This is a genomic window from Pseudomonas sp. KH_046_2, assembly GCF_057838985.1.
This window is the reverse complement of record NZ_CM174480.1, coordinates 4,604,665-4,628,526: the sequence shown is the minus strand read 5'-3', so window position 1 is coordinate 4,628,526 and position 23,862 is coordinate 4,604,665. Positions and strand designations below refer to the sequence as shown.

The following is a 23,862-nucleotide window of genomic DNA, read 5'->3' as shown; positions in this document are numbered from 1 at the left end:
TTTTCAGTGAGTATTCGACCTCTTTTCGCTGCCGTGGCCTTTGCCGCCCTGGCGGGTTGTGCAACCGATCCTGCGCCGAATGAACAGTTTCGCCTGACCGAGCAGGCACTCGAACAGGCCAAGGCCGTGGGCGCCACGGCAGACGATGTGCCGGAAATGAAACTGGCCGAAGACAAGTTCAACCGCGCCAAGGGCAACATGACCGATCAATCCTTCAAAAACGCACGCATGCGGGCCGAACAGGCCGAACTCGATGCGCGCCTGGCTGAAGCCAAGGTGTTGACGGCCAAGAGCGAGGAACAGTTGAACGTGCTCAACACCCGCATCGCCCGCCTGCGCAAGCAACTGGGAGATGCCCAATGAGCCTCAAGAGCAAAGCCCTCGGCGGTTTGATCCTGGCAGGCTGCGCGAGCCTCTTTGGCTGCGCCAGCCAGCACAGCGAGTCCGCGTTGCAGCAGGCCGGTGCCGACTTTCAGAAGGTCAAGGAAGACTCCAATGTGCTGCGAATCGCCCCCAAGGACGTAATTCGCGCCGGTGAGTCCCTGGCCCGTGCCGATCGCCTGTCCAGCTATTGGGGCAGCGGTTCGGACGTGGTGCATTACGCCTACCTGAGCCAGCGCTATAGCGCCATTGCCCGGGAACACACCAATCAGGTGCTCAACGAAGAGCAAGCGGCGAAACTCGAACTGGAACGGCAGCGCCTGCAGCTGGCACTGCGCGAATCCAAACTGTTCAGCGTGCAGCAGCAAGGTAAATGGCTCGAGGAACAGATCCTGGCATTGACCACCAGCCAGACCGACCGTGGTCTGGTGATGACCTTGGGCGACATGCTGTTCGACACGGGCGAAGCGGAATTGAAACCGTCGGCCAACCGTGTGGTGTTGAAGATTGTGCAGTTCCTGCAACTCAACCCCAAGCGTGTGGTGCGGATCGAAGGTTATACGGACAGTACCGGGGGCAAGCAGGAAAACCTCAAGCTGTCCCGCGACCGCGCGCAATCGGTGGCTGACGTGCTGATGGACCTGGGCATCGACGACAAGCGTATCCAGGTCGAAGGTTATGGCGACGAATATCCTGTGGACGCCAACGCTTCCGAGCGGGGCCGTGCGCAGAATCGTCGGGTGGAAATTGTGTTTTCCGACGAAAAAGGCCAGCTCGGCGCCGCCCGCTAAGGGTTGCGTCGCTGGAAAACCCGGCCTGCCATGCAGCGCCGGGTTTTTTTATGTCCGCCGATTACCGCACAAAACAGTACAGATTTTGCTGACACTGCACTGTACGGTCGACTATTGTGGCAACTGTCCCCGTACACTTCTAAACTGTTCCGGTATTGTTTCACACAAGAATAAAATGCCCGTGAAATCGAGTGCTGCGTCATGACCAATCTTTTGCTCTATCAACGTATTGCTCAACAACTGGCCGAAGACATCCGTCGTGGGGTCTATCAGCCGGGAGAGCGCGTGCCTTCGGTGCGCAAGATGAGCTCGCAGCTCAATGTCAGCCATGCGACGGTGTTGCAGGCGTATGCCAATCTCGAGGATCAGGGGCTGATCCGCGCCCGGCCGCAGTCGGGTTACTACGTGCACCAGACGCCGGCACTCACCGCGCCGACACCGGACATCGCCCGGGTCGAGCGCCCCGGCCTGGTCACCCGCAGCAGCATCATTCAGCAAGTTCTGGTCGAGTCCCGTCGCGAAGGTGTCTTCCCGCTGGGCGCAGCGGTGCCGAGTGTCGACTATTTGCCGGTGCGGGCACTGCATCAGCAATTGGCCAAAGTCACCCGTTTCCATAGCCCGCGGGCCTTCAGCTACATGTTCAGCCCCGGTTTCGAGCCGTTGCGCCGCCAGGTGGCGATCCGCATGCGCGATGCCGGCGTGGTGGTCGATCCGTCGGAAGTGGTGATCACCCACGGTTGCGTCGATGCGCTGCAGATGTCCTTGCGCGTGCTGACCCGTCCGGGCGATCTGATCGCGGCCGAGTCGCCGACCTATTACGGCTTGCTGCAACTGGCCGATCTGTTGGGCCTGAAGGTCATCGAGATCCCCAGCGATCCCGCCACGGGCATGAGCCTGGAAGCCCTGCAACTGGCGGCCAATCAATGGTCGATCAAGGCGTTGGTGCTGACCACCCGACTGAGCAATCCATTGGGCGGCACCATGCCGGAGGAGCGGCAGAAACAATTGCTGCGCCTGGCGTCGGACTTCGATATCCAGATTGTCGAAGACGATATCTACGGTGAGCTGATGTTCGAGCAGGGGCGCACCAAGTCCCTCAAGGCCTATGATCGGCTGGACCGGGTGATCTATTGCTCGAGCTTCTCCAAGACCCTGTCGCCTGGCGTGCGGATCGGCTGGATGATTGCCGGCAAGTATCAGCAGGAAATCCAGCGCTTGCAGACCTTCAGTACGCATTCTGCGTGCAGCGTGACCCAGATGGGCATTGCCGCGTATCTGGAAAATGGCGGGTACGACCGGCATTTGCGCTTCATCCGTCAGGAATACCGCAAGAACCTCAGTGCCTTCCAGCTGGCCGTGCAGCAGTATTTCCCGGAAGGCACGCAGATGACCCGGCCTACCGGCGGCTTCATTCTGTGGGTCAGCCTGCCGGGGCGGGTCAACACGCAAGAGTTGCACGTGCGGGCATTGCAGCAGGGCATCAGTATTGCGCCGGGACTGATCTTCAGTAATACCGAGCAATTCAATCACTGCATCCGGCTCAACTGCGGCATCCCGTGGAATCGTGAAGCCGAGCGCGCTTTGATGACCCTGGGCATGTTGGCCACCCAACTCTGCCAGGAGATGGCTAGCGGTTTGTAACAGGTTGCTGACTGCGCTTGTCTTGTGGGCTGCAACAGGCGAGCATATGCATCTCTGCCGTTTGCACCCACCGTTGGATACATGAAACCGACTTTTCCTGCCGCCTGGCTTTTGCTCTGCCTGATTGCGAGTATTCAGCCGGCATCCGTCGTGGCTGCCACCGAGCAGGATCAGACAACCGGCAGTTTCCACGTCGCACCGATAGAAACCGCACCTGCGAAAAAAACCTCGGCGGCCAGTAAGCAGGCTGCGCCCGTGAAAAAGCGTCCGCCCATTGCCTCCAAATCGAAACCGGCCAGCGAGGTGGTAAAGACCGAGCTTCCCTCTGCCAAGCTGGATCTGAGCTTGCCCAAGGATATGGTTCAAGAGCTCAAGCCGGTCGGAACGGTGCCGTTGGTCAAGCGCGAACCGTTGTTACCCCAGATGTTCGGTGACAAAAGCGGCAACAGCGAGTTCCAGCTCAACGGCCGCCTGCTCAGCAACGAAATGCAGCTGCAACTGCGAAATGAAGAGCGCCACGAGGTCGAAGGCGCGGCACTGGATTTCGAGTTCAAGCAGTAACCCCGTCAGGATCCGCGAGCCGCAGGCCAGACGCTTTGTCGGAGACTGGCCGGTCATGCCCGTTTGCATTGAAAAACCCGCTCGCAGGTAATTTAAAACAACTGTTTTAGCGGGTACTCTGTGCCCCGTCCATTAACACATTGCTCGTCGCGAGGAGCTTGTCGTCATGAAATGCCGTGAGGGCTGTGGCGCTTGTTGCATTGCCCCTTCCATCAGTTCGCCGATTCCCGGTATGCCCAATGGCAAGGCCGCGGGGCAGCGCTGCCTGCAACTTTCCTCCGATAACCTGTGCAGTATTTTCGGCCAGCCGGAACGGCCGGCGGTGTGTTCTGCCTTCGAGGCCGACCCCGAGGTGTGCGGAAGCAGCAGCGAAGAAGCTATCCGGTTGATTGGCTGGTGGGAGCAAATGACGGCGGCATGATGTGTTCACGAACGGAACTTCAACAATAAGGAATAAGACTATGGGTTCGCTGCATCGTATCGCTGTGCTGTGTGGTTTGACGGTTGCGCTGGCTACCTCTACGGCCCAGGCCGAAGACTGGAAAGTCAAAAAAGACGAAGACGGCATCAAGATCTCCCTGAGTGAGGTGGCTGGCTCCGACTACAAGGCCTACCAGGGCGTCACGCTGATGAAGACCACCATGGCCAAGCTGCGTGCGTTGCAGGACGACGTGTCCGGAGCCTGCGCCTGGATTCACGAATGCAAAACCCAGAAGCTGCTCAAGCACGAAGGTGACCAGAGCTGGACCTACACTCAGTTCAACACCCCGTGGCCGGTTACTCCGCGTGATTCGGTGCTACACGTCACCACCATCGAAGGGGCCGATGGCAGCCTGACCCGCAAGCTCGAAGGCGTACCGAAGTACCTTCCTGAAGAAAAAGGCTTCGTCCGGGTCGCCAAGGTCGACGGTTTCTGGAAGTTCGTACCCAAGGGCGACCAGATCGAAGTGACCTATCAGGTGCACACCGAACCGGGCGGCAGCGTGCCGTCGGTGGTGGCCAACAAGTTCGTGGTGGATGCCCCGTTCAATACCTTGAAAGCCCTCAAGGAACGCGCCGAGAAGTAAATGTGTCACATCTTTTGATGTGACTTCGTAACGCCCCGACTCGATCGGGGCGTTTGCGTTTTTGAACGGTGCGCAGGCTTTAATTTGTTTCCGGATATTCGTTGCACGAAATTTTCACTCACTCTCCAAGACAATTCGCCGGCTCTCCCGTAACGCGCTGCGTATTGCGCAATGCAGGATGAAAGACTCGGGATGAGGGTAGTTATCAATGGCAATGCTGCCGTTGATCGTGCAACATTTGCGCACCGCGCAAACCCCCAGGCCTGGTACGGGCCGAAAAGAGGGCAAGGCGCAGCTGTATTTTTGAAACTTCAACTTCCAATGGGTCCTAAAACGACATGGCAATCCCGGACGCCCTGAATCAGCAGCGAGCTTCTAGTCGCCTGCTGCAACCGACCGTCAAATCGCATCTGGCCTACACGCTGTTGTGTGCCCTGGTCATGATGGTCATGTTCAGCCTGCTGCGCGTCGCGCTGCTGGCTTACAACAGCTCGATGATCCTCGACACGCCGGCTTCGACCTTCCTCGAGGCATTCGCCAACGGTCTGCGTTTCGACCTGCGCCTGGTGGTCTATCTCAGTATTCCATTGCTGCTGGCCTTGTTCAGCACCCGGGCAATGGCGGCACGCGGGCTGTTCCGTCTCTGGCTGACGGTGGTCTCCAGCATTGCGCTGTTCCTGGGCCTGATGGAGATGGACTTCTATCGTGAGTTCCACCAGCGCCTCAATGGCCTGGTCTTCCAGTACGTCAAGGAAGACCCGAAAACCGTGGCCAGCATGCTCTGGTATGGTTTTCCGGTGGTCCGCTATCTGCTGGCGTGGGCCCTGGGTACCGTGATCCTGAGCATGGCATTCAAGGGTGCCGACCGTGCGACCCGCCCTCGTGGCCCGTTCAGTGGCGGCAGCATCGGCACACGCAAGGTAGCGCCGTGGTATGCACGCATTGGCGTGTTCGTGGTTTGCCTGCTGATCTGCGTCGTCGCGGCCCGTGGCACCTTGCGTCAAGGCCCGCCGATGCGCTGGGGTGATGTCTACACCACAGACTCCAACTTCGCCAACCAGTTGGGTCTCAACGGTACGCTTTCTCTGGTCGCCGCCGCCAAGAGCCGGATGTCCGAAGATCGCGACAATATCTGGAAAGCCACGTTGCCACAGCCACAAGCCCAACAAGTCGTGCGCGACATGCTGGTGATGGCGGATGACAAACTGGTGGATGGCGAGACCGCAGCGGTACGTCGCGATTACACCCCGCCAGCCGACAAGACCCTGCCGATCAAGAACGTCGTCGTGATCCTGATGGAAAGCATGGCCGGTCACTCGGTGGGGGCGCTGGGTGGGCCGGGCAACATCACGCCGTACCTCGACAAACTGTCGAAGGAAGGCTTGCTGTTCGACCGCTTCTTCTCCAACGGCACCCATACCCACCAGGGCATGTTCGCCACCATGGCCTGCTTCCCGAATCTGCCGGGCTTCGAATACCTGATGCAGACCCCGGAAGGCAGCCACAAGCTGTCCGGTCTGCCGCAGTTGCTCAGCGCCCGTGACTTCGACGACGTGTATGTCTACAACGGCGATTTCGCCTGGGACAACCAGTCGGGTTTTTTCAGCAACCAGGGCATGACCAACTTCATCGGCCGTAACGATTTCGTGAATCCGGTGTTCTCTGATCCGACCTGGGGCGTGTCCGACCAGGACATGTTCGACCGTGGCCTGGTCGAGCTCAAGGCACGGGAAAACGGCAAGCCGTTCTATGCCTTGCTGCAAACCCTGTCCAACCACACGCCTTACGCCTTGCCGACGCCATTGCCGGTCGAGCCCGTGACCAATCGCGGCAACCTGAACGAACACCTGACCGCCATGCGTTACGCGGACTGGGCACTGGGCCAGTTCTTTGAAAAGGCCCGCAAGGAGCCGTACTTCAAGGAAACCCTGTTTGTCGTCGTCGGTGACCACGGTTTCGGCAACGAACAGCAGATCACCGAAATGGACCTGGGCCGCTTCAACGTGCCGATGCTGATGATCGCGCCGGGCATCCAGGAAAAGTTCGGCCAGCGTGACCACACCGTGGGCACTCAGATCGACATCGTGCCGACCATCATGGGTCGCATCGGTGGCGAAGTGCGTCATCAGTGCTGGGGACGCGACCTGCTCAACCTGCCGGAAGGCGACGCCGGTATTGGTGTGATCAAGCCGTCGGGCAGCGAGCAGACCACGGCCATCCTCACCGCAGACCAGATTCTGGTCCTGCCGAAGGACAAGGACATGGTGCCGAAGTTGTATCAGTATGAATTGGGTGCCAAGCCTCGCGCCGAAATCATTGCTGATGCGCCGCGTATCGCAGAGTTGAAACTCAAGCTCGAAGCGTTCCTGCAGACAGCGACCAAGAGCCTGCTGGACAACACCGCCGGTGTTGTTGATGGCAAGCCGGACTAAGTTGTGACGCAATAGAAAAGAGGCTCTTCAAGAGCCTCTTTTTTTTGCCTGGCGGGTCTTTATCTTTTTTTGTTGCATTAGTTACTTCAAAGGCTCCCGCGGTTTGCCTGGGCCATTCAGCAATCTGATGGAGCGTGGGTCGGGTAGTTTCCTTCGCTACACTCGGTGCATCTTCCGAGAACAACAAGGCTGTTTGCTATGCAAAATCGCATGATGATCACTGGTGCAGGCTCTGGCCTGGGTCGCGAAATCGCGCTGCGCTGGGCGCGTGAAGGCTGGCAACTGGCCTTGTCGGACGTCAGCGAGCCCGGCTTGCAGGAAACCCTCAAGCTGGTCCGCGAAGCGGGCGGCGACGGTTTTATCCAGCGCTGTGACGTACGCGATTACAGCCAGTTGACAGCGTTCGCCCAGGCCTGCGAAGTCAAACTCGGCGGCATCGATGTCATCGTCAATAACGCGGGTGTAGCGTCTGGCGGGTTTTTCACTGAGTTGTCCCTGGAGGACTGGGACTGGCAGATCGCGATCAACCTGATGGGTGTGGTCAAGGGCTGCAAGGCTTTCCTGCCACTGCTGGAAAAAAGCAAAGGCAAGATCATCAACATCGCGTCCATGGCCGCGCTGATGCAAGGCCCGGCGATGAGCAATTACAACGTGGCCAAGGCGGGCGTGGTGGCGTTGTCCGAAAGCCTGCTGATCGAGCTGGCGCATCAGGAGGTCGGCGTGCATGTGGTGTGTCCGTCGTTCTTCCAGACCAACCTGCTTGACTCCTTCCGCGGTCCGACCCCGGCCATGAAAGCTCAGGTCGGCAAGTTGCTGGAAAGCTCGCCGATCAGCGCCGCCGACATCGCCGATTACATCTATCAGCAGGTCGCCGCCGGCGAGTTCATGATCCTGCCCCACGAACAGGGCCGCATGGCCTGGGCGATCAAACAGAAGAACCCGCAATTGCTCTACAACGAAATGACCGCCATGGCCGACAAAATGCGCGCCAAGGCCAGGCAATCCGCAAGCTGATCTTGCCCGCAGGCAACGCTGTGGTTAGGGTGGCCGCCATCGGCCATCCTCGCGAGACGCTTGCATGCTCAACTACCTGTGGTTTTTCCTCGCTGCGCTGTTCGAAATTGCCGGTTGCTTTGCCTTCTGGATGTGGCTGCGCCAGGGTAAAAGCATGTGGTGGGTGGTGCCGGCGCTCCTGAGCCTGGCCCTGTTCGCCCTGCTGCTGACCCGGATCGAAGCCACCTACGCCGGCCGCGCCTACGCCGCTTACGGTGGCATCTACATCATTGCCTCGATCGGCTGGTTGGCCGTGGTCGAGCGGATTCGTCCGCTGGGTTCGGATTGGCTCGGCGTGGCGCTGTGTGTGATCGGCGCGAGTATCATTCTGTTCGGACCGCGATTCTCCGCGTCCTGACAGATCGGCCCTACAATCAACCGACCTGTCAGACCTTTCCGTAAGTGGTGTGCGTCAAGGGCTGTCAGTCCGGTCTGGTTTGCTGTCGGAGCATTGTAGGTGTACGTCGGGCCGGGCATCTTCAAGGGCCAGAAACCCCTGAAGGACACTCCTCATGCTCGTACTCACTCGTGTTGTGGGCGAATCCATTTCCATCGGTGACAACATCACCGTGCGCGTTCTCGCGATCAACGGAAACAACATTCGCTTTGGCGTCGAAGCGCCCCAGGACGTCAATGTGCACCGCTGCGAAATCTACGAACGCATCCAGAACAAACTGGCGAAAACCAAGGGGCGCTGAAGACTTCAGTCAAACAGGTGCTTGGGCACGTCGTGCTTGAGCATCAGTTGGCATTGCTCGCTTTCCGGATCGAAGACAATCAGTGCCTGGCCCTTGGTCAGCGCATGGCGCACACGCAGTACGCGGGTTTCCAGGGGGGTGTCGTCACCGTTGTCCGTGCCGTCACGGGTCACGAAATCCTCGATCAGGCGGGTGAGGGTGTCGACTTGAAGTTGGTCGTGGGGGATCAGCATAGGCACCTCGGTTGGATCAATGGCGCGATGCTACGGCGATTGGGCGAGGACGGCCAGCCCGGGATTCAGTGCGGGATTCAGTGTTGTCTGGTCTGACGCCTTCGCGAGCAGGCTCGCTCCTACAGTTGACCCGGTTCTTCCATAGGAATGCGGTCGAATGTGGGAGCGAGCCTGCTCGCGATAGCGGTTTACCAGGCAATGAAGAACCAGGATCAACTCTCCGACCGCTGCCCCACCAGGCTGTCCACCGACGGCACCCGCGTATCGCTTTCCATCTGTGTGTCATGTTCGAGCTGATGGCTGAAGCGGTCCAGTGAGCCCTTGGCCGGTTGTGCATCGCTGGCAAACACGGGCGGACTGAGGATGTACGCACCGAGCAGGCGGCTCAGGGCGGCGAGGCTGTCGATGTGGGTGCGCTCGTAACCGTGGGTGGCGTCGCAGCCGAAGGCGAGCAGGGCGGTGCGGATGTCGTGGCCGGCGGTGACCGCCGAATGGGCGTCGCTGAAGTAGTAGCGGAACAGATCGCGGCGTGCCGGCAACTCGTTGTCACTGGCCAGGCGCAGAAGGTGGCGTGACAGGTGATAGTCATACGGCCCGCCGGAATCCTGCATCGCGATGCTCACCGCGTGCTCGCTGGAGTGCTGGCCAGGCGCGACCGGTGCGATGTCGATGCCGACGAACTCACTGACATCCCAAGGCAATGCCGCCGCGGCGCCGCTGCCGGTTTCCTCGGTGATGGTGAACAGCGGATGGCAATCGATCATCAGGTCTTCGCCACTGTCGACGATGGCTTTGAGCGCCGCCAGCAGCGCAGCCACCCCGGCCTTGTCGTCGAGGTGACGGGCGCTGATGTGGCCGTTTTCGGTGAACTCCGGCAGCGGGTCGAAGGCGACGAAATCGCCGACGCTGATGCCCAGGGACTCGCAGTCGGCACGGGTGGCGCAGTAGGCGTCCAGGCGCAACTCGATGTGATCCCAATTGATCGGCATTTCATCCACGGCGGTATTGAATGCGTGCCCGGAAGCCATCAGCGGCAGGACGCTGCCACGGATCACGCCATTGTCGGTAAACAGGCTGACCCGGCTGCCCTCGGCAAAGCGGCTGGACCAGCAGCCGACGGGCGCTAGGGTCAGGCGGCCGTTGTCCTTCACTGCACGCACCGCCGCGCCGATGGTGTCCAGGTGGGCGGAAACGGCGCGGTCGGGGCTGTTCTTCTTGCCCTTGAGCGTGGCGCGGATGGTGCCGCGACGGGTCAGCTCGAAGGGAATACCGAGTTCTTCAAGGCGCTCGGCGACGTAGCGCACGATCGTATCGGTGAACCCGGTGGGGCTGGGAATGGCGAGCATTTCCAGCAGCACTTTTTGCAGGTAACCGAGGTCCGGTTCGGGGATTTTGCTGGTCATGGAAACTCCTGATTGGTTATCGCCTGTACGGCCGCCTTCGTCGGAACGCCGCCCGGAGCAAGCTCGCTCCTACAGGGGGAACGCGATCAAAGGTGGGAGCGAGCCTGCTCGCGAAGGCATCAGCCCAGCCAACACATGGCTAAGAGACAACCGGTTGGCTGTACGGAAACAACAGATCCACAAACCGCTCCGCCGTCGGCTGCGGTTCGTGGTTGGCCAGCCCGGCCCGTTCGTTGGCTTCGATAAACACATAGTCCGGCTGGTCAGCGGCGGACACCATCAGGTCGAGGCCGACCACGGGAATGTCCAGGGCACGGGCGGCGCGAACGGCGGCGTCCACCAGCGTCGGATGCAGGATCGCCGTGACATCTTCAAGCACGCCGCCGGTATGAAGATTCGCCGTGCGCCGTACGAACAGGTGCTCACCGGACGGCAGAATGCTGTCGTAGTCGTAACCGGCGGCACGCAAGGTGCGCCGGGTTTCCTGGTCCAGCGGGATCTTGCTTTCACCGCTCGTGGCCGCTTGTCGCCGCCGGCTCTGGGCTTCGATCAGGGCACCGATGGAGTGCTGGCCGTCGCCGACCACCTCGGCCGGTCGGCGGATGGCGGCGGCGACCACGTCAAAACCGATCACCACAATGCGCAGGTCGAGGCCTTCGTGGAAACTTTCCAGCAGCACGCGGCTGTCGAAGTGGCGAGCGGCTTCTATGGCTTGCTGCACTTCCTCGATGGTGCGCAAATCCACCGCCACCCCTTGGCCCTGTTCACCGTCCAGCGGTTTGACCACCACGCGCAGGTGTTCATCGAGAAAGGCCAGGTTGTCATCGGCGTTATCCGCCAGTTGCTGCGCCGGCAGGTTCAAACCGGCAGCCTTGAGCACTTTGTGGGTCAGGCTTTTGTCCTGGCACAGGGTCATGCTGACGGCGCTGGTCAGGTCGCTCAGGGATTCACGGCAGCGTACACGGCGCCCGCCATGGCTGAGGGTGAACATCCCGGCGTCGGCGTCATCGACGTGCACATCGATGCCGCGACGGTGCGCTTCCTCGACAATGATCCGCGCGTAGGGATTGAACGCGGCCTTCGGGCCGGGCCCGAGAAACAGCGGTTGATTGATGCCGTTCTTGCGCTTGATGGCAAAGGTCGTCAGGTTGCGAAAACCGAGCTTGGCGTAAAGGTTTTTCGCCTGGCGGTTGTCGTGCAGCACCGACAGGTCGAGGCAAGCGAGCCCGCGACTCATGAAGTGTTCGATCAAATGCCGCACCAGCACTTCACCGACACCCGGCCGCGCACAGTGCGGGTCGACCGCCAGGCACCACAGGCTGCTGCCGTTTTCCGGGTCGTTGAAGGCCTTGTGGTGGTTAAGGCCCATGACGCTGCCGATGATCGCGCCGCTGTCCTCGTCTTCAGCCAGCCAATACACCGGGCCGCCCAGATGGCGTGGAGTGAGCAGGGTGGCATCGATCGGCAACATGCCGCGGGCCTGATACAGCTGATTGATCGCCTGCCAGTCGGCATCGCTTTGCGCGCGTCGAATGCGGAAGCCGCGAAACACCCGGGTCGCCTGACGGTAATCGCTGAACCACAGGTGCAAGGTGTCGGACGGATCGAGGAACAGCTGCGTCGGCTCCAGCCCCAGCACTTGCTGAGGCGCGGCGACGTACAGGGCAATGTCCCGCTCGCCGGGCTGCTCGTTGAGCAACTCCCCGGCGAGGCTCGCGGCATCGGCAAAGGTGTGGCCGATCAGCAAGCGACCCCAGCCGCAATGCACGGCAATCGGCGCCCCGCCGAGTTCACTGCCATCCTCGGCCAGGCGTGCCTGCAAGCGTTCGTAGGAGGGCGACTGGCCGCGCAACAGGCGTTGGCTGAAAGCCGTGGCGTGAGATTTCATCGGTCAGATTCCTTGTTCGCTGAGCCACAGGTTGAGGGCTGCCAGCTGCCACAGCTTCGAGCCGCGCAACGGCGTCAATTGCCCCTGTGGATCAGTCAGCAGACGGTCGAGTTCGCCTGAGTTGAACAGGCCGCGATCCTGGCTGGGATCGAGCAGCAACTCTCGCACCCAGTCCAGCGTATCGCCCTGCAAATGCTTGAGGCCCGGCACCGGGAAGTAACCTTTCTTGCGGTCGATCACTTCACTGGGAATCACTTGCCGCGCGGCTTCTTTCAAGACTTGTTTGCCGCCGTCCGGCAGTTTGAAACGCCCCGGAATCCGTGCCGACAACTCCACCAGGTGGTAGTCGAGAAACGGCGTGCGCGCCTCCAGGCCCCAGGCCATGGTCATGTTGTCGACGCGTTTGACCGGGTCGTCCACCAGCATCACCGTGCTGTCCAGACGCAAGGCCTTGTCCACCGCCGCATCGGCACCGGGCTGGGCGAAATGGGCTTTGACGAAGTCATCGGCAGCGTCATTCGCGGTCAGCCATTTCGGTTGCACGGTGGCGGCGTAGTCGTCGTAACTGCGGTCGAAAAACGCTTCGCGGTAAGCGGCATAGGGATCACTCGCGCCGTCCACTTGCGGATACCAGTGGTAACCGGCGAACAGTTCATCGGCGCCCTGGCCGCTCTGGACGACTTTGCAATGTTTGGCCACTTCCCGGGACAACAGGTAGAAGGCGATGCAGTCATGGCTGACCATCGGTTCGCTCATTGCGCGGAACGCGGCGGGCAGCTGTTCGATGATTTCCTTTTCGTCGATGCGCAGTTGATGGTGCTGCGTGCCGTAGTGTCGGGCGATCAGGTCCGAATACTGGAACTCGTCCCCACGCTCGCCGCCGGCATCCTGGAAGCCGATGGAGAAGGTCGACAGATTGTCCACGCCGACTTCCCGCAACAGGCCCACCAGCAAACTCGAGTCGACACCACCGGATAGCAGAACACCGACATCCACCGCTGCACGCTGACGAATCGCTACCGCTTCGCGAGTGCTGTCGAGCACACGGTCGCGCCAGTCTTCGAGGGTCAGATCCGTCTCATCGGCGTGAGGGCCGTAGGGCAGGGTCCACCAGGTTTTCTGCTCGGTGCGGCCATCGGCTCCGATGCGCATCCAGGTGGCCGGCGGCAGTTTTTCAATGCCCGCCAGCAAGGTGCGCGGTGCCGGGACCACGGCGTGGAAATTCAGGTAGTGATTGAGCGCCACGGGATCGAGGAGCGGATCGATGTCACCGCCCTTGAGCAATGCCGGCAACGCGGAAGCAAAGCGCAAGCGCTGGCCGGTGCGCGACAGGTACAACGGTTTCACGCCGAGACGGTCGCGGGCGATGAACAGGCGCTGGGCATCGCGCTCCCAAACGGCAAAGGCAAACATGCCGTTGAGTTTTGGCAGCAAGGCTTCGCCCCAGGCGTGATAGCCCTTGAGCAGCACTTCGGTGTCGCCACCGGAATAGAAGGCGTAACCCAGGCTTTCCAGTTCTGCGCGCAGTTCCGGAAAGTTGTAGATCGCCCCGTTGAAGGCCAGGGACAAACCCAGTTGCGGATCGATCATCGGCTGCGCCGAGCCGTCCGACAGGTCCATGATTTTCAGGCGCCGATGGCCCAGGGCAACCGGCCCCTGGCTATGAAATCCCCAGGCGTCGGGGCCGCGAGGGGCCAGGTGATAGGTGATTCGTTCAATGGCTGCAAGGTCTGCAGGTTGTTGATCAAAACGTAACTCGCCAGCTAATCCGCACATAAATTCCTTACCGGTTTTTCCGTTGGGGAGGGTCAATCGATACCACGCCAAAAGGGCGGATACCCAGAAACTGACCCGCCTAGGTAAGGGGAGTTTTAGACCGATGAGTTATAAGTGGGCGAGGCCCAGGCCGAGGGCCGCTGTGCGGGCACCCTCGACGGCGGTATCAATTACTTGCCCCGGATCAGACGCCGCAAGGCAAACCGATTGGGATGACAGGCTTCGGCCACGCTTCTGGGCAATGGCAGAGGCTCGTTGTCGAGCCAGGCCGCCAGCAGTTCTCCGGACAGCGGCGCGGTGATCAGGCCGCGCGAGCCGTGACCGCTGTTGATGTACAAACCGTCAAGCCATGGGCATTCGACGTCCGGCACCTGCCGGGCATCCTTGCCCAGCGCTGCATACACCTGAGTGAACGCCTGGGTGTCAGCCAAAGGCCCGACGATCGGCAAGTAGTCGGGGCTGGTGCAGCGAAAAGCGGCGCGGCCCTGGAGACTTTCAGGAGCAAGTTTATCGGCCTGTAGACGCTCGACCAGATCGTGGGAAATCTCTTCGAGCATGGCCAGGTTGCCCAGGTGTTCTGCCGTGGTCGGCGTCAGGTCATCGCTCTTGAAATCGAAACTGGCCCCCAGGGTGTGTTCGCCCAAGCGGGCAGGGGCGACATAGCCTTCGGCACACACCACTGTGCTCAGGGCCTGGCTTTGCGGGGTTTGTGCCAGGCGGGTGATTTGCCCGCGAATGCGTTTGAGCGGCAACTCGGCGCTCTCGGGAAAACGCTGGATTTCGGCTGCGCCGGCGAGCACCACCACGGGGGCGTCGGCAAGCAATCGCTCGCCGTCCCAGGCCTGCCAACGGCCTTCAATCTTGCGCAGTTCCAGCGCATCGTGATGGGTGAGCAATTGAATCTGTGGATGCGCAGCCTGCCACTGGCACAGCGCCGGTGGGTGGACCCAGCCGCCTTCGGGATAGAACAGGCCCCCCTGTGCCAGCCCGATACCGGCCACGGCCTGTGCCTCGGGTTGATCCAGCAGGTGCAGCAAGTCCGCCGGAAACGCCGCGGCCAATTGCACCTGGCGTTCGGCTTCCTTGGCATTGAAAGCCAGTTGCAACACGCCGCAATCGTCCCAGTCGCGGCCCCGTTGCAAGTGTTCGAGCAGGCGTCGGGTGTAGCCGAATCCGCTGACGATCATTTGCGACAGCGCCGTGCCGTGGGCGGATAACTTCAGGTAGAGCACGCCCTGCGGGTTGCCCGAGGCTTCCCGGGCGATGTCGTCGTGACGCTCCAGCACTGTCACTTGCCAGCCCCGCGCGGCGAGGCTGGCGGCGCTGGCACAACCGGCCAGGCCGGCACCGATCACCAGTGCCTGGCGCTCGCCGGTCAGCGGGGCCGGGCGGGCGAACCAGGGTTTATCCAGAGCCGGGGCCGGTGTTTCCTGGGGCCACCCGAGGAACTCGCCGCGCAGGATCTCCCATTTGTGGCCGATGCCGGGGGTGCGTTTCATCTTGAAGCCGGCGGCGTTGAGCAGGCGCCGCACCCAGCCGGTGCTGGTGAAGGTGCTGATGGACGCGCCGGGAGCGGCCAGGCGCGCCAGTTCGGCAAACAGCTCGGCGGTCCACATGTCGGGGTTTTTCGCCGGTGCGAAACCATCGAGGAACCAGGCGTCGATTCGGGCATCGAGTTGCGGCAGTTGCTCCAGTGCATCGCCGATCAACAGCGTCAGGGTCACGCGGCCGTGGTCCAGCGTCAGGCGCTGAAAGCCCTGATGGATGGCCACGTATTGCTCAAGCAGTTGATCGGCAAACACCTTGAGTTCCGGCCACAGCGCCAGGGCCCGTTGCAAGTCGTCGGGGCTCAGCGGGTACTTCTCGACGCTGACAAAATGCAGCCGCGCACCGGCCGCGGCGTGTTGCTCGAACACCTGCCAGGCGCACAAAAAATTCAGCCCGGTGCCGAACCCTGTCTCACCGATGACCAGCCGCCCACCCTCGGGCAAGGCGGCAAAACGTTCGGCCAAGCGGTTCTGCTCGATGAATACATAGCGGGTTTCGTCCAGCCCCGACTGGTCGGAGAAATACACATCGTCGAACACTCGCGAATACGGGCGACCTTGGTCGTCCCAGTCGAGCTGGGCGTGGGGCAATACAGGTTTCATGGCAGGCTCGGCAACGGCAAGGCGGCCATTCTAGCCGATCGCGGGTGCGGTGCTTGATCCGTGGCAAGGCATGCATTGGCCGGGACGGGGAAAATCTCTGCTGGCCTTCAGTTCAATCCGCTAGTCTTGCTCACATCTGGAAGGGAGCCGCTCATGTTTGAATCCGCCGAAATCGATCACGCCATCGACAAAGACACCTATGAAGCCGAAGTACCGGCCCTGCGCGAAGCGTTGCTCGAAGCGCAATTCGAATTGCAGCAGCAACGCCGCTTTCCGGTGATCATTTTGATCAATGGCATCGAAGGTGCCGGCAAGGGTGAGACGATCAAGGTGCTCAACGAGTGGATGGACCCGCGCTTGATCGAGGTGCGCACGTTCGATCAGCAAACCGATGAAGAGCTGGCGCGGCCGCCGGCCTGGCGGTACTGGCGGATGCTGCCGGCCAAGGGGCGCATGGGGATTTTCTTCGGTAACTGGTACAGCCAGATGCTGCAGGGACGGGTCCATGGCGAGTTCAAGGATCCGCGACTGGACCAGGCGATCAATGCCGCCGAACGCCTGGAAAAGATGCTCTGCGATGAAGGTGCGCTGATCTTCAAGTTCTGGTTTCACCTCTCCAAGAAGCAAATGAAGGCACGCCTCAAGGCGCTGGCCGACGACCCGCTGCACAGCTGGCGCATCAGCCCGCTGGACTGGCAGCAGTCGCAAACCTACGACCGGTTCGTGAAGTATGGTGAACGGGCGCTGCGCCGCACCAGCCGCGACTATGCACCCTGGCATGTGATCGCCGGGGCGGATGCCCATTATCGCAGCCTGGCCGTGGGGCGGATTCTGCTGGCGGGTCTGCAGGGCGCATTGAAGCGACCGACGATCCATCCAGAAAAGGTCAGCGCCGCGCCAGTGTTCCCCAGTGTCGATCAAGTGAACCTGATCGACAGCCTGGACCTGACCCTGCACCTGGACAAGGATGATTACGAGGAACAGCTGATCACCGAGCAGGCGCGGTTTTCCGGGTTGATGCGTGACAAGCGCATGCGTCGCCACGCGCTGGTGGCGGTGTTCGAGGGCAACGATGCGGCCGGCAAGGGCGGGGCGATCCGCCGGGTAGCGGCAGCGCTTGATCCACGCCAGTACAGCATCGTGCCGATTGCCGCGCCCACCGAGGAAGAACGGGCGCAACCGTATCTGTGGCGTTTCTGGCGGCACCTGCCGGCCCGGGGCAAGTTCACCGTGTTCGACCGCTCCTGGTATGGCCGGGTGTTGGTGGAGCGCATCGAAGGTTTTTGCAGCCCGGCGGACTGGCTGCGTGCCTACGGTGAAATCAACGATTTCGAAGAACAGCTCACCGACCCCGGTGTGATCGTGGTCAAGTTCTGGCTGTCCATCGACAAACAGACGCAACTGGAGCGCTTCGAGGAGCGCGAAAAGATCCCCTTCAAGCGTTTCAAGATCACTGAAGATGACTGGCGCAACCGTGAGAAATGGGATGACTATCGTGCGGCGGTCGGTGACATGGTCGACCGTACCAGCACCGAGATTGCGCCATGGACCCTGGTGGAAGCCAACGACAAGCGCTGGGCACGGGTCAAAGTCTTGCGCACCATCAACCGGGCACTGGAGGAGGCTTTCGAAAAATCCGACCGGCATGAGGACAAGAAGCGTAAGGACAAGGATTGAAGCGATGGTTACGCATACGCGAGGTGAATGATTGTCGCGGTCGGTGAAGCGCTGGACTTATGCTCGGTCCACTCTCAACCGATAACAACAATGAGGTATGTCATGCGTGAAGTGGTGATCGTCGACAGCGTGCGGACCGGCCTGGCCAAATCCTTTCGCGGTAAATTCAACATGACCCGCCCGGACGACATGGCGGCACACTGTGTCGATGCACTGTTGGCGCGCTCCGGTATCGATCCGGCGAGCGTCGAGGACTGCATCGTCGGCGCTGGCTCCAACGAAGGCGCCCAGGGTTTCAATATCGGTCGCAATGTCGCGGTGCTCTCGCGCCTGGGTATCGGCACGGCCGGCATGACCCTCAACCGCTTCTGTTCCTCGGGCTTGCAGGCGATCGCCATTGCCGCCAACCAGATTGCTTCGGGTTGCAGCGACATCATCGTCGCCGGCGGCGTCGAGTCCATCAGCCTGACCATGAAGAGCGTCAACACCGACAACCTGATCAACCCGTTGCTCAAGGAACAGGTGCCGGGCATCTACTTCCCGATGGGCCAGACTGCTGAAATCGTCGCGCGTCGGTACGGCGTCAGCCGCCAAGAACAGGACCTCTACGCGCTGCAAAGCCAGCAGCGCACCGCAGAGGCTCAGGCTGCCGGGCTGTTCACCGATGAAATCGTGCCGATGGCGGTGAAGTATCGCGTCGAAGACAAGGCCACAGGTCAGGCACAGATCCTCGACGGCATCGTCGATCGCGATGACTGCAACCGCCCGGACACCACCCTGGAAAGTCTGGCCGGGTTGAAACCGGTGTTCGCCGAGGATGGCTCGGTCACGGCGGGCAACTCTTCGCAGCTGTCCGACGGCGCGTCCATGACCCTGGTGATGAGCCTGGAGAAAGCGCTGGAACTGGGGCTCAAGCCGAAAGCGTTCTTCCGCGGTTTTACCGTGGCCGGTTGCGCGCCGGACGAAATGGGCATCGGCCCTGTGTTCTCGGTACCGAAACTGCTCAAGGCCAAAGGCTTGCGGATTGACGACATCGACCTGTGGGAGCTCAACGAGGCGTTCGCCTCGCAGTGCCTGTACAGCCGCAATCACCTGGAAATCGACAACGCCCGGTACAACGTCAACGGTGGATCGATTTCCATCGGTCACCCGTTCGGCATGACCGGCTCGCGCCAGGTCGGACATCTCGTTCGTGAATTGCAGCGACGCAATCTGCGGTACGGCATCGTCACCATGTGCGTAGGTGGCGGGATGGGGGCTACGGGGTTGTTTGAGGCGGTGCATTAAGCCTCGATACTTCTCGTTGTCTGCCAGATAGCTTTCGCGAGCAGGCTCGCTCCCACAGGGATCTGTGTCGTACAACAGATTCCTGTGGGAGCGAGCTTGCTCGCGATGAGTGCACCACGGTCAAAAAACATCACCTGAAGATTACGACCCGCACAGTTTCATTCGCGGCCAGACCGAAACTGTGTCTGTGTACGCCACCGCTGCGGGCCTAGAATGACGGCTCCTGTCAGTTGGCGTTGGGGTTCACATGCACATTTCATCGGGTCGCTGGGGTTACGGTCTGTTCCTGGCCTTGTTGACCGCGTTGTTGTGGGGAATCCTGCCGATCAAGCTCAAGCAAGTGTTGCTGGTGATGGACCCGGTGACGGTGACCTGGTTTCGTCTGCTGGTGTCCGGCGGCTGCCTGTTCATTTACCTGGCGGCCACCAGGCGCTTGCCCAGCCGCAAAGTACTCGGATCTTGTGGTGGCTGGCTGGTGCTGATGGCGGTGCTCGGCCTGGTCGGTAACTATGTGTTGTATCTGATGGGCCTGAACCTGCTCAGCCCCGGTACCGCGCAACTGGTGGTGCAGATGGGGCCGATCATGTTGCTGATCGCCAGTCTGTTTGTGTTCAAGGAACGGTTCAGCCTGGGGCAGGGGATCGGCCTGCTGGTGCTGCTGATCGGCTTTGCGCTGTTTTTCAACCAGCGCTTGAGTGAGTTGCTCACATCGCTGACCGACTACACCGCCGGCGTGCTGCTGGTGCTGCTGGCATCCACGGTCTGGACCTTCTATGCCCTGGGGCAGAAGCAATTGCTGACGGTGTGGAATTCGCTGCAGGTGATGATGGTGATCTACCTGTTTTGCGCGGCGCTGTTGACGCCGTGGGTGCATCCGCTCGAAGCGCTGCAATTGAACCCGTTGCAGGGTTGGTTGCTGCTGGCGTGCTGTCTCAACACCCTGATTGCCTATGGTGCGTTTGCCGAGGCCCTGGCCCATTGGGAAGCCTCCCGGGTCAGCGCAACGCTGGCCATTACGCCGTTGGTGACTTTTGCCGCGGTTGCCATGGCTGCGTGGCTATGGCCCGACTATGTGCATGCCGAGACGATCAATGGTCTGGGATATGGCGGTGCGGTGCTGGTGGTGCTGGGGTCGGCGCTGGTGGCGTTGGGGCCATCGTTGATTGCCGGGTTGAAGGCGCGGAAGGTGCGGATGGCAGCCAGTTAGACCGCGTCATCGTTCTTCGCGAGCAAGCCACGCTCCCACAGGTTTCGAGTCGTTCATCAATTTTGTGGACGACACAAAACCTGTGGGAGCGTGGCTTGCCCGCGATGACGGCCTGTCAGGCGCTACAGATTCAGCCCTTGGCCCCAGCCTCCAGCATATTCTCCGGCCTCACCCACGCATCGAACTCTTCGTCAGTCAGATACCCGAGCTGCAGCGCCGCCTCGCGCAAGGTCAGGCCTTCGCTGTAGGCCTTCTTGGCGATCTCCGCCGATTTGTCATAGCCAATGTGCGGGTTGAGCGCCGTCACCAGCATCAGGCCTCGCTCCAGGTGCTCAGCCATTTTTTCCGCATCCGGTTCCAGGCCGGCCACGCAGTGCTGCTGGAAGTTGCTGCAGCCATCAGCCAGCAATCGGATCGATTGCAACAGGTTATGGATGATCACCGGTTTGAACACGTTCAACTGCAAGTGGCCCTGACTGGCGGCAAAGCCGATGGCGACGTCGTTGCCCAGCACCTGGCAGGCCAGCATCGACAGCGCTTCGCACTGGGTCGGGTTGACCTTGCCCGGCATGATCGAACTCCCCGGTTCATTGGCCGGCAGCCTGACTTCGGCGAAGCCTGCGCGCGGGCCGGAGCCCAGCAGGCGCAGGTCGTTGGCGATTTTCATCAACGTCACGGCGAGGGTTTTCAGCCCGCCGGACAACGTGGTCAGCGGCTCATGGCCGGCCAGCGCGGCGAACTTGTTCGGCGCGGTGATGAACGGCAAGCCGGAGAGGGCGGCCAATTCTGCGGCGATGGCCTCACCGAAGCCGTGGGGTGAGTTCAGCCCGGTGCCGACGGCCGTTCCGCCCTGGGCCAGTTCGCAGACTGCGGGCAGTGCGCTGCGGATTGCCCGCTCGGCGTAATCGAGTTGCGCGATGAAGGCCGAGATTTCCTGGCCGAAGCTGATCGGTGTCGCATCCATCATGTGGGTACGGCCGGTCTTGACCAGTTTCATGTGGCGGGCGGCCAGCTCGGCCAGCCCGCCGGACAGTTCACTGATCGCCGGCAGCAAGTGCTGTTGCACCGCCTGGACGGCGGCGATGTGCATGGCGGTGGGGAAGCAGTCGTTGGAACTCTGGGAGCGATTGACGTGATCGTTGGGGTGCACCGGGGACTTGCCGCCACGCGGGTTGCCCGCCAGCTCGTTGGCGCGACCGGCGATCACTTCGTTGACGTTCATGTTGCTCTGGGTGCCGCTGCCGGTTTGCCAGACCACCAGCGGAAACTGGTCGTCGTGGTCGCCGGCGAGCACTTCGTCGGCTGCCTGCTCGATCAGGCGGGCAATGTCGGCAGGTACGTCGCCGTTACGATCATTGACCCGTGCCGCGGCTTTCTTGATCAGCGCCAGGGCATGCAACACGGCCAGCGGCATGCGTTCGTTGCCGATGGCGAAGTTGATCAGCGAGCGTTGCGTCTGAGCGCCCCAATAGGCTTCATCCGGGACTTCAACCTGGCCGAGGCTGTCGGTTTCGATACGGCTCATCTTGCTCACTCCTGTAGGTCCGATAGCGCAGTTTAGGCCGTGATCGACGGCCGTGGTTCCATCAGTCTGAATTTGACCATTCAACCCCTCTAAATCAGGCGCGACAAGGCTTGGGGTTGAGCGACACACTTTTTTAGGCGCAGAATGGACGCCCTTGGGGTCTTACCTCGCCAGCTAGAAAAGGAAACTCGATGACTCGTCTTCGTGCCATCTGTACCGCCGTTGCTTTGGTCTGCGCCAGCGGCCAGGTTCTTGCCGACACCGCCAGCCATAACGCCAGTGCCGAGGCTTTCCTGACCATGGCGCACGCTGACAAACTGGGCACCCCGGTGTACATGCAAGTACAGCAGATGTTTGCCCAGCGTTTCGAACAAACCAAAGCCCCTGAGTCGAAAAAGGCCGTGCTGGAAACCTACCAGGCCAAGGCCAACGCCGCTCTGGACCAGGCCATTGGCTGGAACAAGCTGAAACCGGACATGGTCAAGCTCTACACCACCAACTTCACCGAATCCGAGCTCAAGGACTTGGTTGCGTTCTACCAGTCGCCACTGGGCAAGAAAGTCCTGGAAAAAATGCCTCAGCTGACCCAGCAATCGGCCCAGATGACCCAGGCCAAGCTGGAAAGCGCGGTGCCTGTGGTCAACAAGCTGCTGGCTGACATGACCGCCGAGCTGACGCCGAAAGACGCGGCTGCTCCAGCCAAGAAAAAGCCTTAAGCGGAGTTCGGTATGACCATGCAACAACGCATCGAATCGACGTTGGGCCTGCTTCAGCCCGAGCATCTGCAAGTGCTGGATGAAAGCCACATGCACAGCCGTGGGCTGCAAACCCATTTCAAGGCTGTGGTGGTCAGCGCGCAGTTCGAAGGCCTGAACCGGGTCAAGCGCCACCAGAAGGTCTACGGCACGCTTGGCGAGCTGATGGGGGAGTTCCATGCGTTGGCGCTGCATACCTACACGCCAGAGGAATGGGCCCGGATCGACGCGGCTCCGGCCTCGCCGACCTGTGCCGGCGGCAGCAAGCACTAAACGCCGGTTTTTTGTTAGAATGCCCAACGCGCCGCTAACCCGGCGCGTTTTTTTTCGCATCCGGTTCACCCCTTACGAGGGTAGCCACCTGGAGATTCACCCATGACACAACAGATTGTCGTGGCGGCACTGTATAAGTTCGTCACCCTGGAAGATTACGTCGCCCTGCGCGAGCCCCTGCTGCAGGCGATGGTCGACAACGGCATCAAAGGCACGCTGCTGATTGCCGAAGAAGGCATCAACGGCACCGTGTCCGGCAGCCGCGAAGGCATCGACGGGCTGATGGCCTGGCTCAAGAGCGACCCGCGGATGGACGACATCGATCACAAAGAGTCGTACTGCGACGATCAGCCGTTCTATCGCACCAAAGTCAAACTCAAGAAAGAAATCGTCACCCTCGGCGTGGAAGGCGTGGACCCGAACAAAAAGGTCGGCACCTACGTCGATCCGCAGGACTGGAACGCCCTGATCAGCGACCCGGAAGTGCTGTTGATCGACACCCGTAACGATTACGAAGTCTCGATCGGTACCTTCGAAGGCGCCATCGACCCGAAAACCACCAGTTTTCGCGAATTTCCCGATTACATCAAAGCCAACTTCGACCCGGCCGTGCACAAGAAGGTCGCGATGTTCTGCACCGGCGGCATCCGCTGCGAGAAGGCCTCGAGCTACATGCTCAGCGAGGGCTTCGGTGAGGTTTTTCACCTCAAGGGTGGCATCCTCAAGTACCTCGAAGAGGTCCCGCAGGAAGAAACCAAGTGGCAGGGCGACTGCTTCGTGTTCGACAACCGCGTGACGGTTCGCCATGACCTGAGCGAAGGCGACTACGATCAATGTCATGCCTGCCGCACGCCGGTGAGCGTGGAAGACCGCGCGTCCGAGCATTACGTGGCCGGCATCAGTTGCCCGCATTGCTGGGATAAGCTGAGTGAGAAGACCCGTCGCAGCGCGATCGACCGGCAGAAGCAGATCGAACTGGCCAAGGCTCGCAACCAGCCTCACCCGATCGGCTTCAACTACAAGCAAGCATCCTCCGAGGCCTGAACCATGTCTGCGCGCCTGCT

22 protein-coding genes are annotated in these 23,862 nt (G+C 61.0%); 16 read left to right on the top strand and 6 right to left on the bottom strand.

What is annotated here, in order from left to right:
• Positions 1-6: 6 nt before the first annotated feature.
• From AC3IX1_RS20905 to csrA, 10 genes are all read left to right on the top strand, one after another.
• Positions 7-363 carry a DUF4398 domain-containing protein gene (locus AC3IX1_RS20905; RefSeq protein WP_489385656.1) on the top strand — a complete coding sequence of 119 codons (357 nt, stop codon included), beginning with the start codon at positions 7-9 and terminating at the stop codon, positions 361-363.
• Positions 360-1,172, top strand: coding sequence for an OmpA family protein (locus AC3IX1_RS20900; protein WP_057713742.1), 813 nt, complete (start codon positions 360-362; stop codon positions 1,170-1,172). Before AC3IX1_RS20905 ends, AC3IX1_RS20900 begins: the two co-directional genes overlap by 4 nt.
• Positions 1,173-1,373: 201 nt before the next feature.
• A complete protein-coding gene (locus tag AC3IX1_RS20895) occupies positions 1,374-2,813 on the top strand; it encodes an aminotransferase-like domain-containing protein (protein ID WP_347908207.1) in 1,440 nt (479 codons plus the stop codon).
• Positions 2,814-2,894: 81 nt separating this feature from the next.
• Positions 2,895-3,374, top strand: a complete 480-nt coding sequence (locus AC3IX1_RS20890; RefSeq protein ID WP_489385655.1) for a translation initiation factor 2 — start codon at positions 2,895-2,897, stop codon at positions 3,372-3,374.
• Between the two features lie 166 nt (positions 3,375-3,540).
• Positions 3,541-3,795 carry a YkgJ family cysteine cluster protein gene (locus AC3IX1_RS20885; RefSeq protein ID WP_046037440.1) on the top strand — a complete coding sequence of 85 codons (255 nt, stop codon included), beginning with the start codon at positions 3,541-3,543 and terminating at the stop codon, positions 3,793-3,795.
• A 40-nt stretch (positions 3,796-3,835) separates the two neighbouring features.
• The gene (locus AC3IX1_RS20880) at positions 3,836-4,441 is read left to right on the top strand and encodes an START domain-containing protein (RefSeq protein WP_489385654.1); all 606 of its coding nucleotides are present in this window, start codon (positions 3,836-3,838) and stop codon (positions 4,439-4,441) included.
• A gap of 338 nt (positions 4,442-4,779) precedes the next feature.
• Positions 4,780-6,873 carry an LTA synthase family protein gene (locus tag AC3IX1_RS20875; protein ID WP_489385653.1) on the top strand — a complete coding sequence of 698 codons (2,094 nt, stop codon included), beginning with the start codon at positions 4,780-4,782 and terminating at the stop codon, positions 6,871-6,873.
• Positions 6,874-7,071: 198 nt separating this feature from the next.
• Positions 7,072-7,887, top strand: a complete 816-nt coding sequence (locus tag AC3IX1_RS20870) for an SDR family oxidoreductase (protein ID WP_489385652.1) — start codon at positions 7,072-7,074, stop codon at positions 7,885-7,887.
• Positions 7,888-7,951: 64 nt separating this feature from the next.
• Positions 7,952-8,284, top strand: coding sequence for a YnfA family protein (locus AC3IX1_RS20865; protein WP_489385651.1), 333 nt, complete (start codon positions 7,952-7,954; stop codon positions 8,282-8,284).
• A 154-nt stretch (positions 8,285-8,438) separates the two neighbouring features.
• On the top strand, positions 8,439-8,624 hold the full coding sequence (gene csrA, locus AC3IX1_RS20860) for a carbon storage regulator CsrA (protein WP_489385650.1): 186 nt from the start codon (positions 8,439-8,441) through the stop codon (positions 8,622-8,624).
• A gap of 5 nt (positions 8,625-8,629) precedes the next feature.
• Here the strand turns inward: csrA and AC3IX1_RS20855 are convergent, their stop codons facing one another.
• The 5 genes from AC3IX1_RS20855 to mnmC all read right to left on the bottom strand — a co-directional run bounded on the left by AC3IX1_RS20855 (position 8,630) and on the right by mnmC (position 16,074).
• On the bottom strand, positions 8,630-8,857 hold the full coding sequence (locus tag AC3IX1_RS20855) for a YheU family protein (RefSeq protein WP_489385649.1): 228 nt from the start codon (positions 8,855-8,857) through the stop codon (positions 8,630-8,632).
• 212 nt (positions 8,858-9,069) lie between these two features.
• Positions 9,070-10,260, bottom strand: coding sequence for an osmoprotectant NAGGN system M42 family peptidase (locus AC3IX1_RS20850; protein ID WP_489385648.1), 1,191 nt, complete (start codon positions 10,258-10,260; stop codon positions 9,070-9,072).
• Between the two features lie 139 nt (positions 10,261-10,399).
• The gene (gene ngg / locus AC3IX1_RS20845) at positions 10,400-12,148 is read right to left on the bottom strand and encodes an N-acetylglutaminylglutamine synthetase (protein WP_489385647.1); all 1,749 of its coding nucleotides are present in this window, start codon (positions 12,146-12,148) and stop codon (positions 10,400-10,402) included.
• Positions 12,149-12,151: 3 nt separating this feature from the next.
• Positions 12,152-13,924: an N-acetylglutaminylglutamine amidotransferase gene (locus tag AC3IX1_RS20840; protein ID WP_489385646.1), complete on the bottom strand. Its 1,773-nt coding sequence runs from the start codon at positions 13,922-13,924 to the stop codon at positions 12,152-12,154.
• Between the two features lie 170 nt (positions 13,925-14,094).
• Complete coding sequence (gene mnmC, locus AC3IX1_RS20835) at positions 14,095-16,074, bottom strand: bifunctional tRNA (5-methylaminomethyl-2-thiouridine)(34)-methyltransferase MnmC2/FAD-dependent 5-carboxymethylaminomethyl-2-thiouridine(34) oxidoreductase MnmC1 (RefSeq protein ID WP_489385645.1); 1,980 nt, start codon at positions 16,072-16,074, stop codon at positions 14,095-14,097.
• A 153-nt stretch (positions 16,075-16,227) separates the two neighbouring features.
• On the opposite strand from mnmC, the gene pap reads away from it, so the two are divergent.
• The 3 genes from pap (at position 16,228) to AC3IX1_RS20820 (ending at position 20,245) form a co-directional block, all read left to right on the top strand.
• Positions 16,228-17,751: a polyphosphate:AMP phosphotransferase gene (pap, locus tag AC3IX1_RS20830; RefSeq protein WP_489385644.1), complete on the top strand. Its 1,524-nt coding sequence runs from the start codon at positions 16,228-16,230 to the stop codon at positions 17,749-17,751.
• A 102-nt stretch (positions 17,752-17,853) separates the two neighbouring features.
• Complete coding sequence (locus tag AC3IX1_RS20825; protein WP_489385643.1) at positions 17,854-19,038, top strand: thiolase family protein; 1,185 nt, start codon at positions 17,854-17,856, stop codon at positions 19,036-19,038.
• A 247-nt stretch (positions 19,039-19,285) separates the two neighbouring features.
• A complete protein-coding gene (locus tag AC3IX1_RS20820) occupies positions 19,286-20,245 on the top strand; it encodes a DMT family transporter (protein ID WP_489385642.1) in 960 nt (319 codons plus the stop codon).
• A 130-nt stretch (positions 20,246-20,375) separates the two neighbouring features.
• Here AC3IX1_RS20820 and AC3IX1_RS20815 read toward each other — a convergent pair whose 3' ends face one another.
• Positions 20,376-21,770: a class II fumarate hydratase gene (locus tag AC3IX1_RS20815; RefSeq protein WP_489385641.1), complete on the bottom strand. Its 1,395-nt coding sequence runs from the start codon at positions 21,768-21,770 to the stop codon at positions 20,376-20,378.
• 191 nt (positions 21,771-21,961) lie between these two features.
• Between AC3IX1_RS20815 and AC3IX1_RS20810 the strand changes: the two genes are divergently transcribed.
• From AC3IX1_RS20810 to trhO, 3 genes are all read left to right on the top strand, one after another.
• Positions 21,962-22,486, top strand: a complete 525-nt coding sequence (locus AC3IX1_RS20810; RefSeq protein ID WP_007997268.1) for a DUF2059 domain-containing protein — start codon at positions 21,962-21,964, stop codon at positions 22,484-22,486.
• A gap of 12 nt (positions 22,487-22,498) precedes the next feature.
• Positions 22,499-22,798, top strand: a complete 300-nt coding sequence (locus AC3IX1_RS20805; protein WP_150765645.1) for a BolA family protein — start codon at positions 22,499-22,501, stop codon at positions 22,796-22,798.
• Between the two features lie 102 nt (positions 22,799-22,900).
• The gene (trhO, locus tag AC3IX1_RS20800) at positions 22,901-23,842 is read left to right on the top strand and encodes an oxygen-dependent tRNA uridine(34) hydroxylase TrhO (protein WP_489385640.1); all 942 of its coding nucleotides are present in this window, start codon (positions 22,901-22,903) and stop codon (positions 23,840-23,842) included.
• The last annotated feature ends 20 nt before the right edge of the window (positions 23,843-23,862 follow it).

Bases quoted from the DNA above. Each gene is read 5' to 3' on its own strand.
- AC3IX1_RS20820 (WP_489385642.1), top strand. From the start codon at position 19,286: ATGCACATTTCATCGGGTCGCTGGGGTTACGGTCTGTTCCTGGCCTTG.
- AC3IX1_RS20880 (WP_489385654.1), top strand. From the start codon at position 3,836: ATGGGTTCGCTGCATCGTATCGCTGTGCTGTGTGGTTTGACGGTTGCG.
- AC3IX1_RS20815 (WP_489385641.1), bottom strand. From the start codon at position 21,770: ATGAGCCGTATCGAAACCGACAGCCTCGGCCAGGTTGAAGTCCCGGAT.
- AC3IX1_RS20885 (WP_046037440.1), top strand. From the start codon at position 3,541: ATGAAATGCCGTGAGGGCTGTGGCGCTTGTTGCATTGCCCCTTCCATC.
- AC3IX1_RS20840 (WP_489385646.1), bottom strand. From the start codon at position 13,924: ATGTGCGGATTAGCTGGCGAGTTACGTTTTGATCAACAACCTGCAGAC.
- AC3IX1_RS20900 (WP_057713742.1), top strand. From the start codon at position 360: ATGAGCCTCAAGAGCAAAGCCCTCGGCGGTTTGATCCTGGCAGGCTGC.
- AC3IX1_RS20850 (WP_489385648.1), bottom strand. From the start codon at position 10,260: ATGACCAGCAAAATCCCCGAACCGGACCTCGGTTACCTGCAAAAAGTG.
- AC3IX1_RS20870 (WP_489385652.1), top strand. From the start codon at position 7,072: ATGCAAAATCGCATGATGATCACTGGTGCAGGCTCTGGCCTGGGTCGC.
- pap (WP_489385644.1), top strand. From the start codon at position 16,228: ATGTTTGAATCCGCCGAAATCGATCACGCCATCGACAAAGACACCTAT.
- ngg (WP_489385647.1), bottom strand. From the start codon at position 12,148: ATGAAATCTCACGCCACGGCTTTCAGCCAACGCCTGTTGCGCGGCCAG.
- trhO (WP_489385640.1), top strand. From the start codon at position 22,901: ATGACACAACAGATTGTCGTGGCGGCACTGTATAAGTTCGTCACCCTG.
- AC3IX1_RS20810 (WP_007997268.1), top strand. From the start codon at position 21,962: ATGACTCGTCTTCGTGCCATCTGTACCGCCGTTGCTTTGGTCTGCGCC.
- AC3IX1_RS20890 (WP_489385655.1), top strand. From the start codon at position 2,895: ATGAAACCGACTTTTCCTGCCGCCTGGCTTTTGCTCTGCCTGATTGCG.
- AC3IX1_RS20875 (WP_489385653.1), top strand. From the start codon at position 4,780: ATGGCAATCCCGGACGCCCTGAATCAGCAGCGAGCTTCTAGTCGCCTG.
- csrA (WP_489385650.1), top strand. From the start codon at position 8,439: ATGCTCGTACTCACTCGTGTTGTGGGCGAATCCATTTCCATCGGTGAC.
- mnmC (WP_489385645.1), bottom strand. From the start codon at position 16,074: ATGAAACCTGTATTGCCCCACGCCCAGCTCGACTGGGACGACCAAGGT.
- AC3IX1_RS20895 (WP_347908207.1), top strand. From the start codon at position 1,374: ATGACCAATCTTTTGCTCTATCAACGTATTGCTCAACAACTGGCCGAA.
- AC3IX1_RS20825 (WP_489385643.1), top strand. From the start codon at position 17,854: ATGCGTGAAGTGGTGATCGTCGACAGCGTGCGGACCGGCCTGGCCAAA.
- AC3IX1_RS20805 (WP_150765645.1), top strand. From the start codon at position 22,499: ATGACCATGCAACAACGCATCGAATCGACGTTGGGCCTGCTTCAGCCC.
- AC3IX1_RS20865 (WP_489385651.1), top strand. From the start codon at position 7,952: ATGCTCAACTACCTGTGGTTTTTCCTCGCTGCGCTGTTCGAAATTGCC.
- AC3IX1_RS20855 (WP_489385649.1), bottom strand. From the start codon at position 8,857: ATGCTGATCCCCCACGACCAACTTCAAGTCGACACCCTCACCCGCCTG.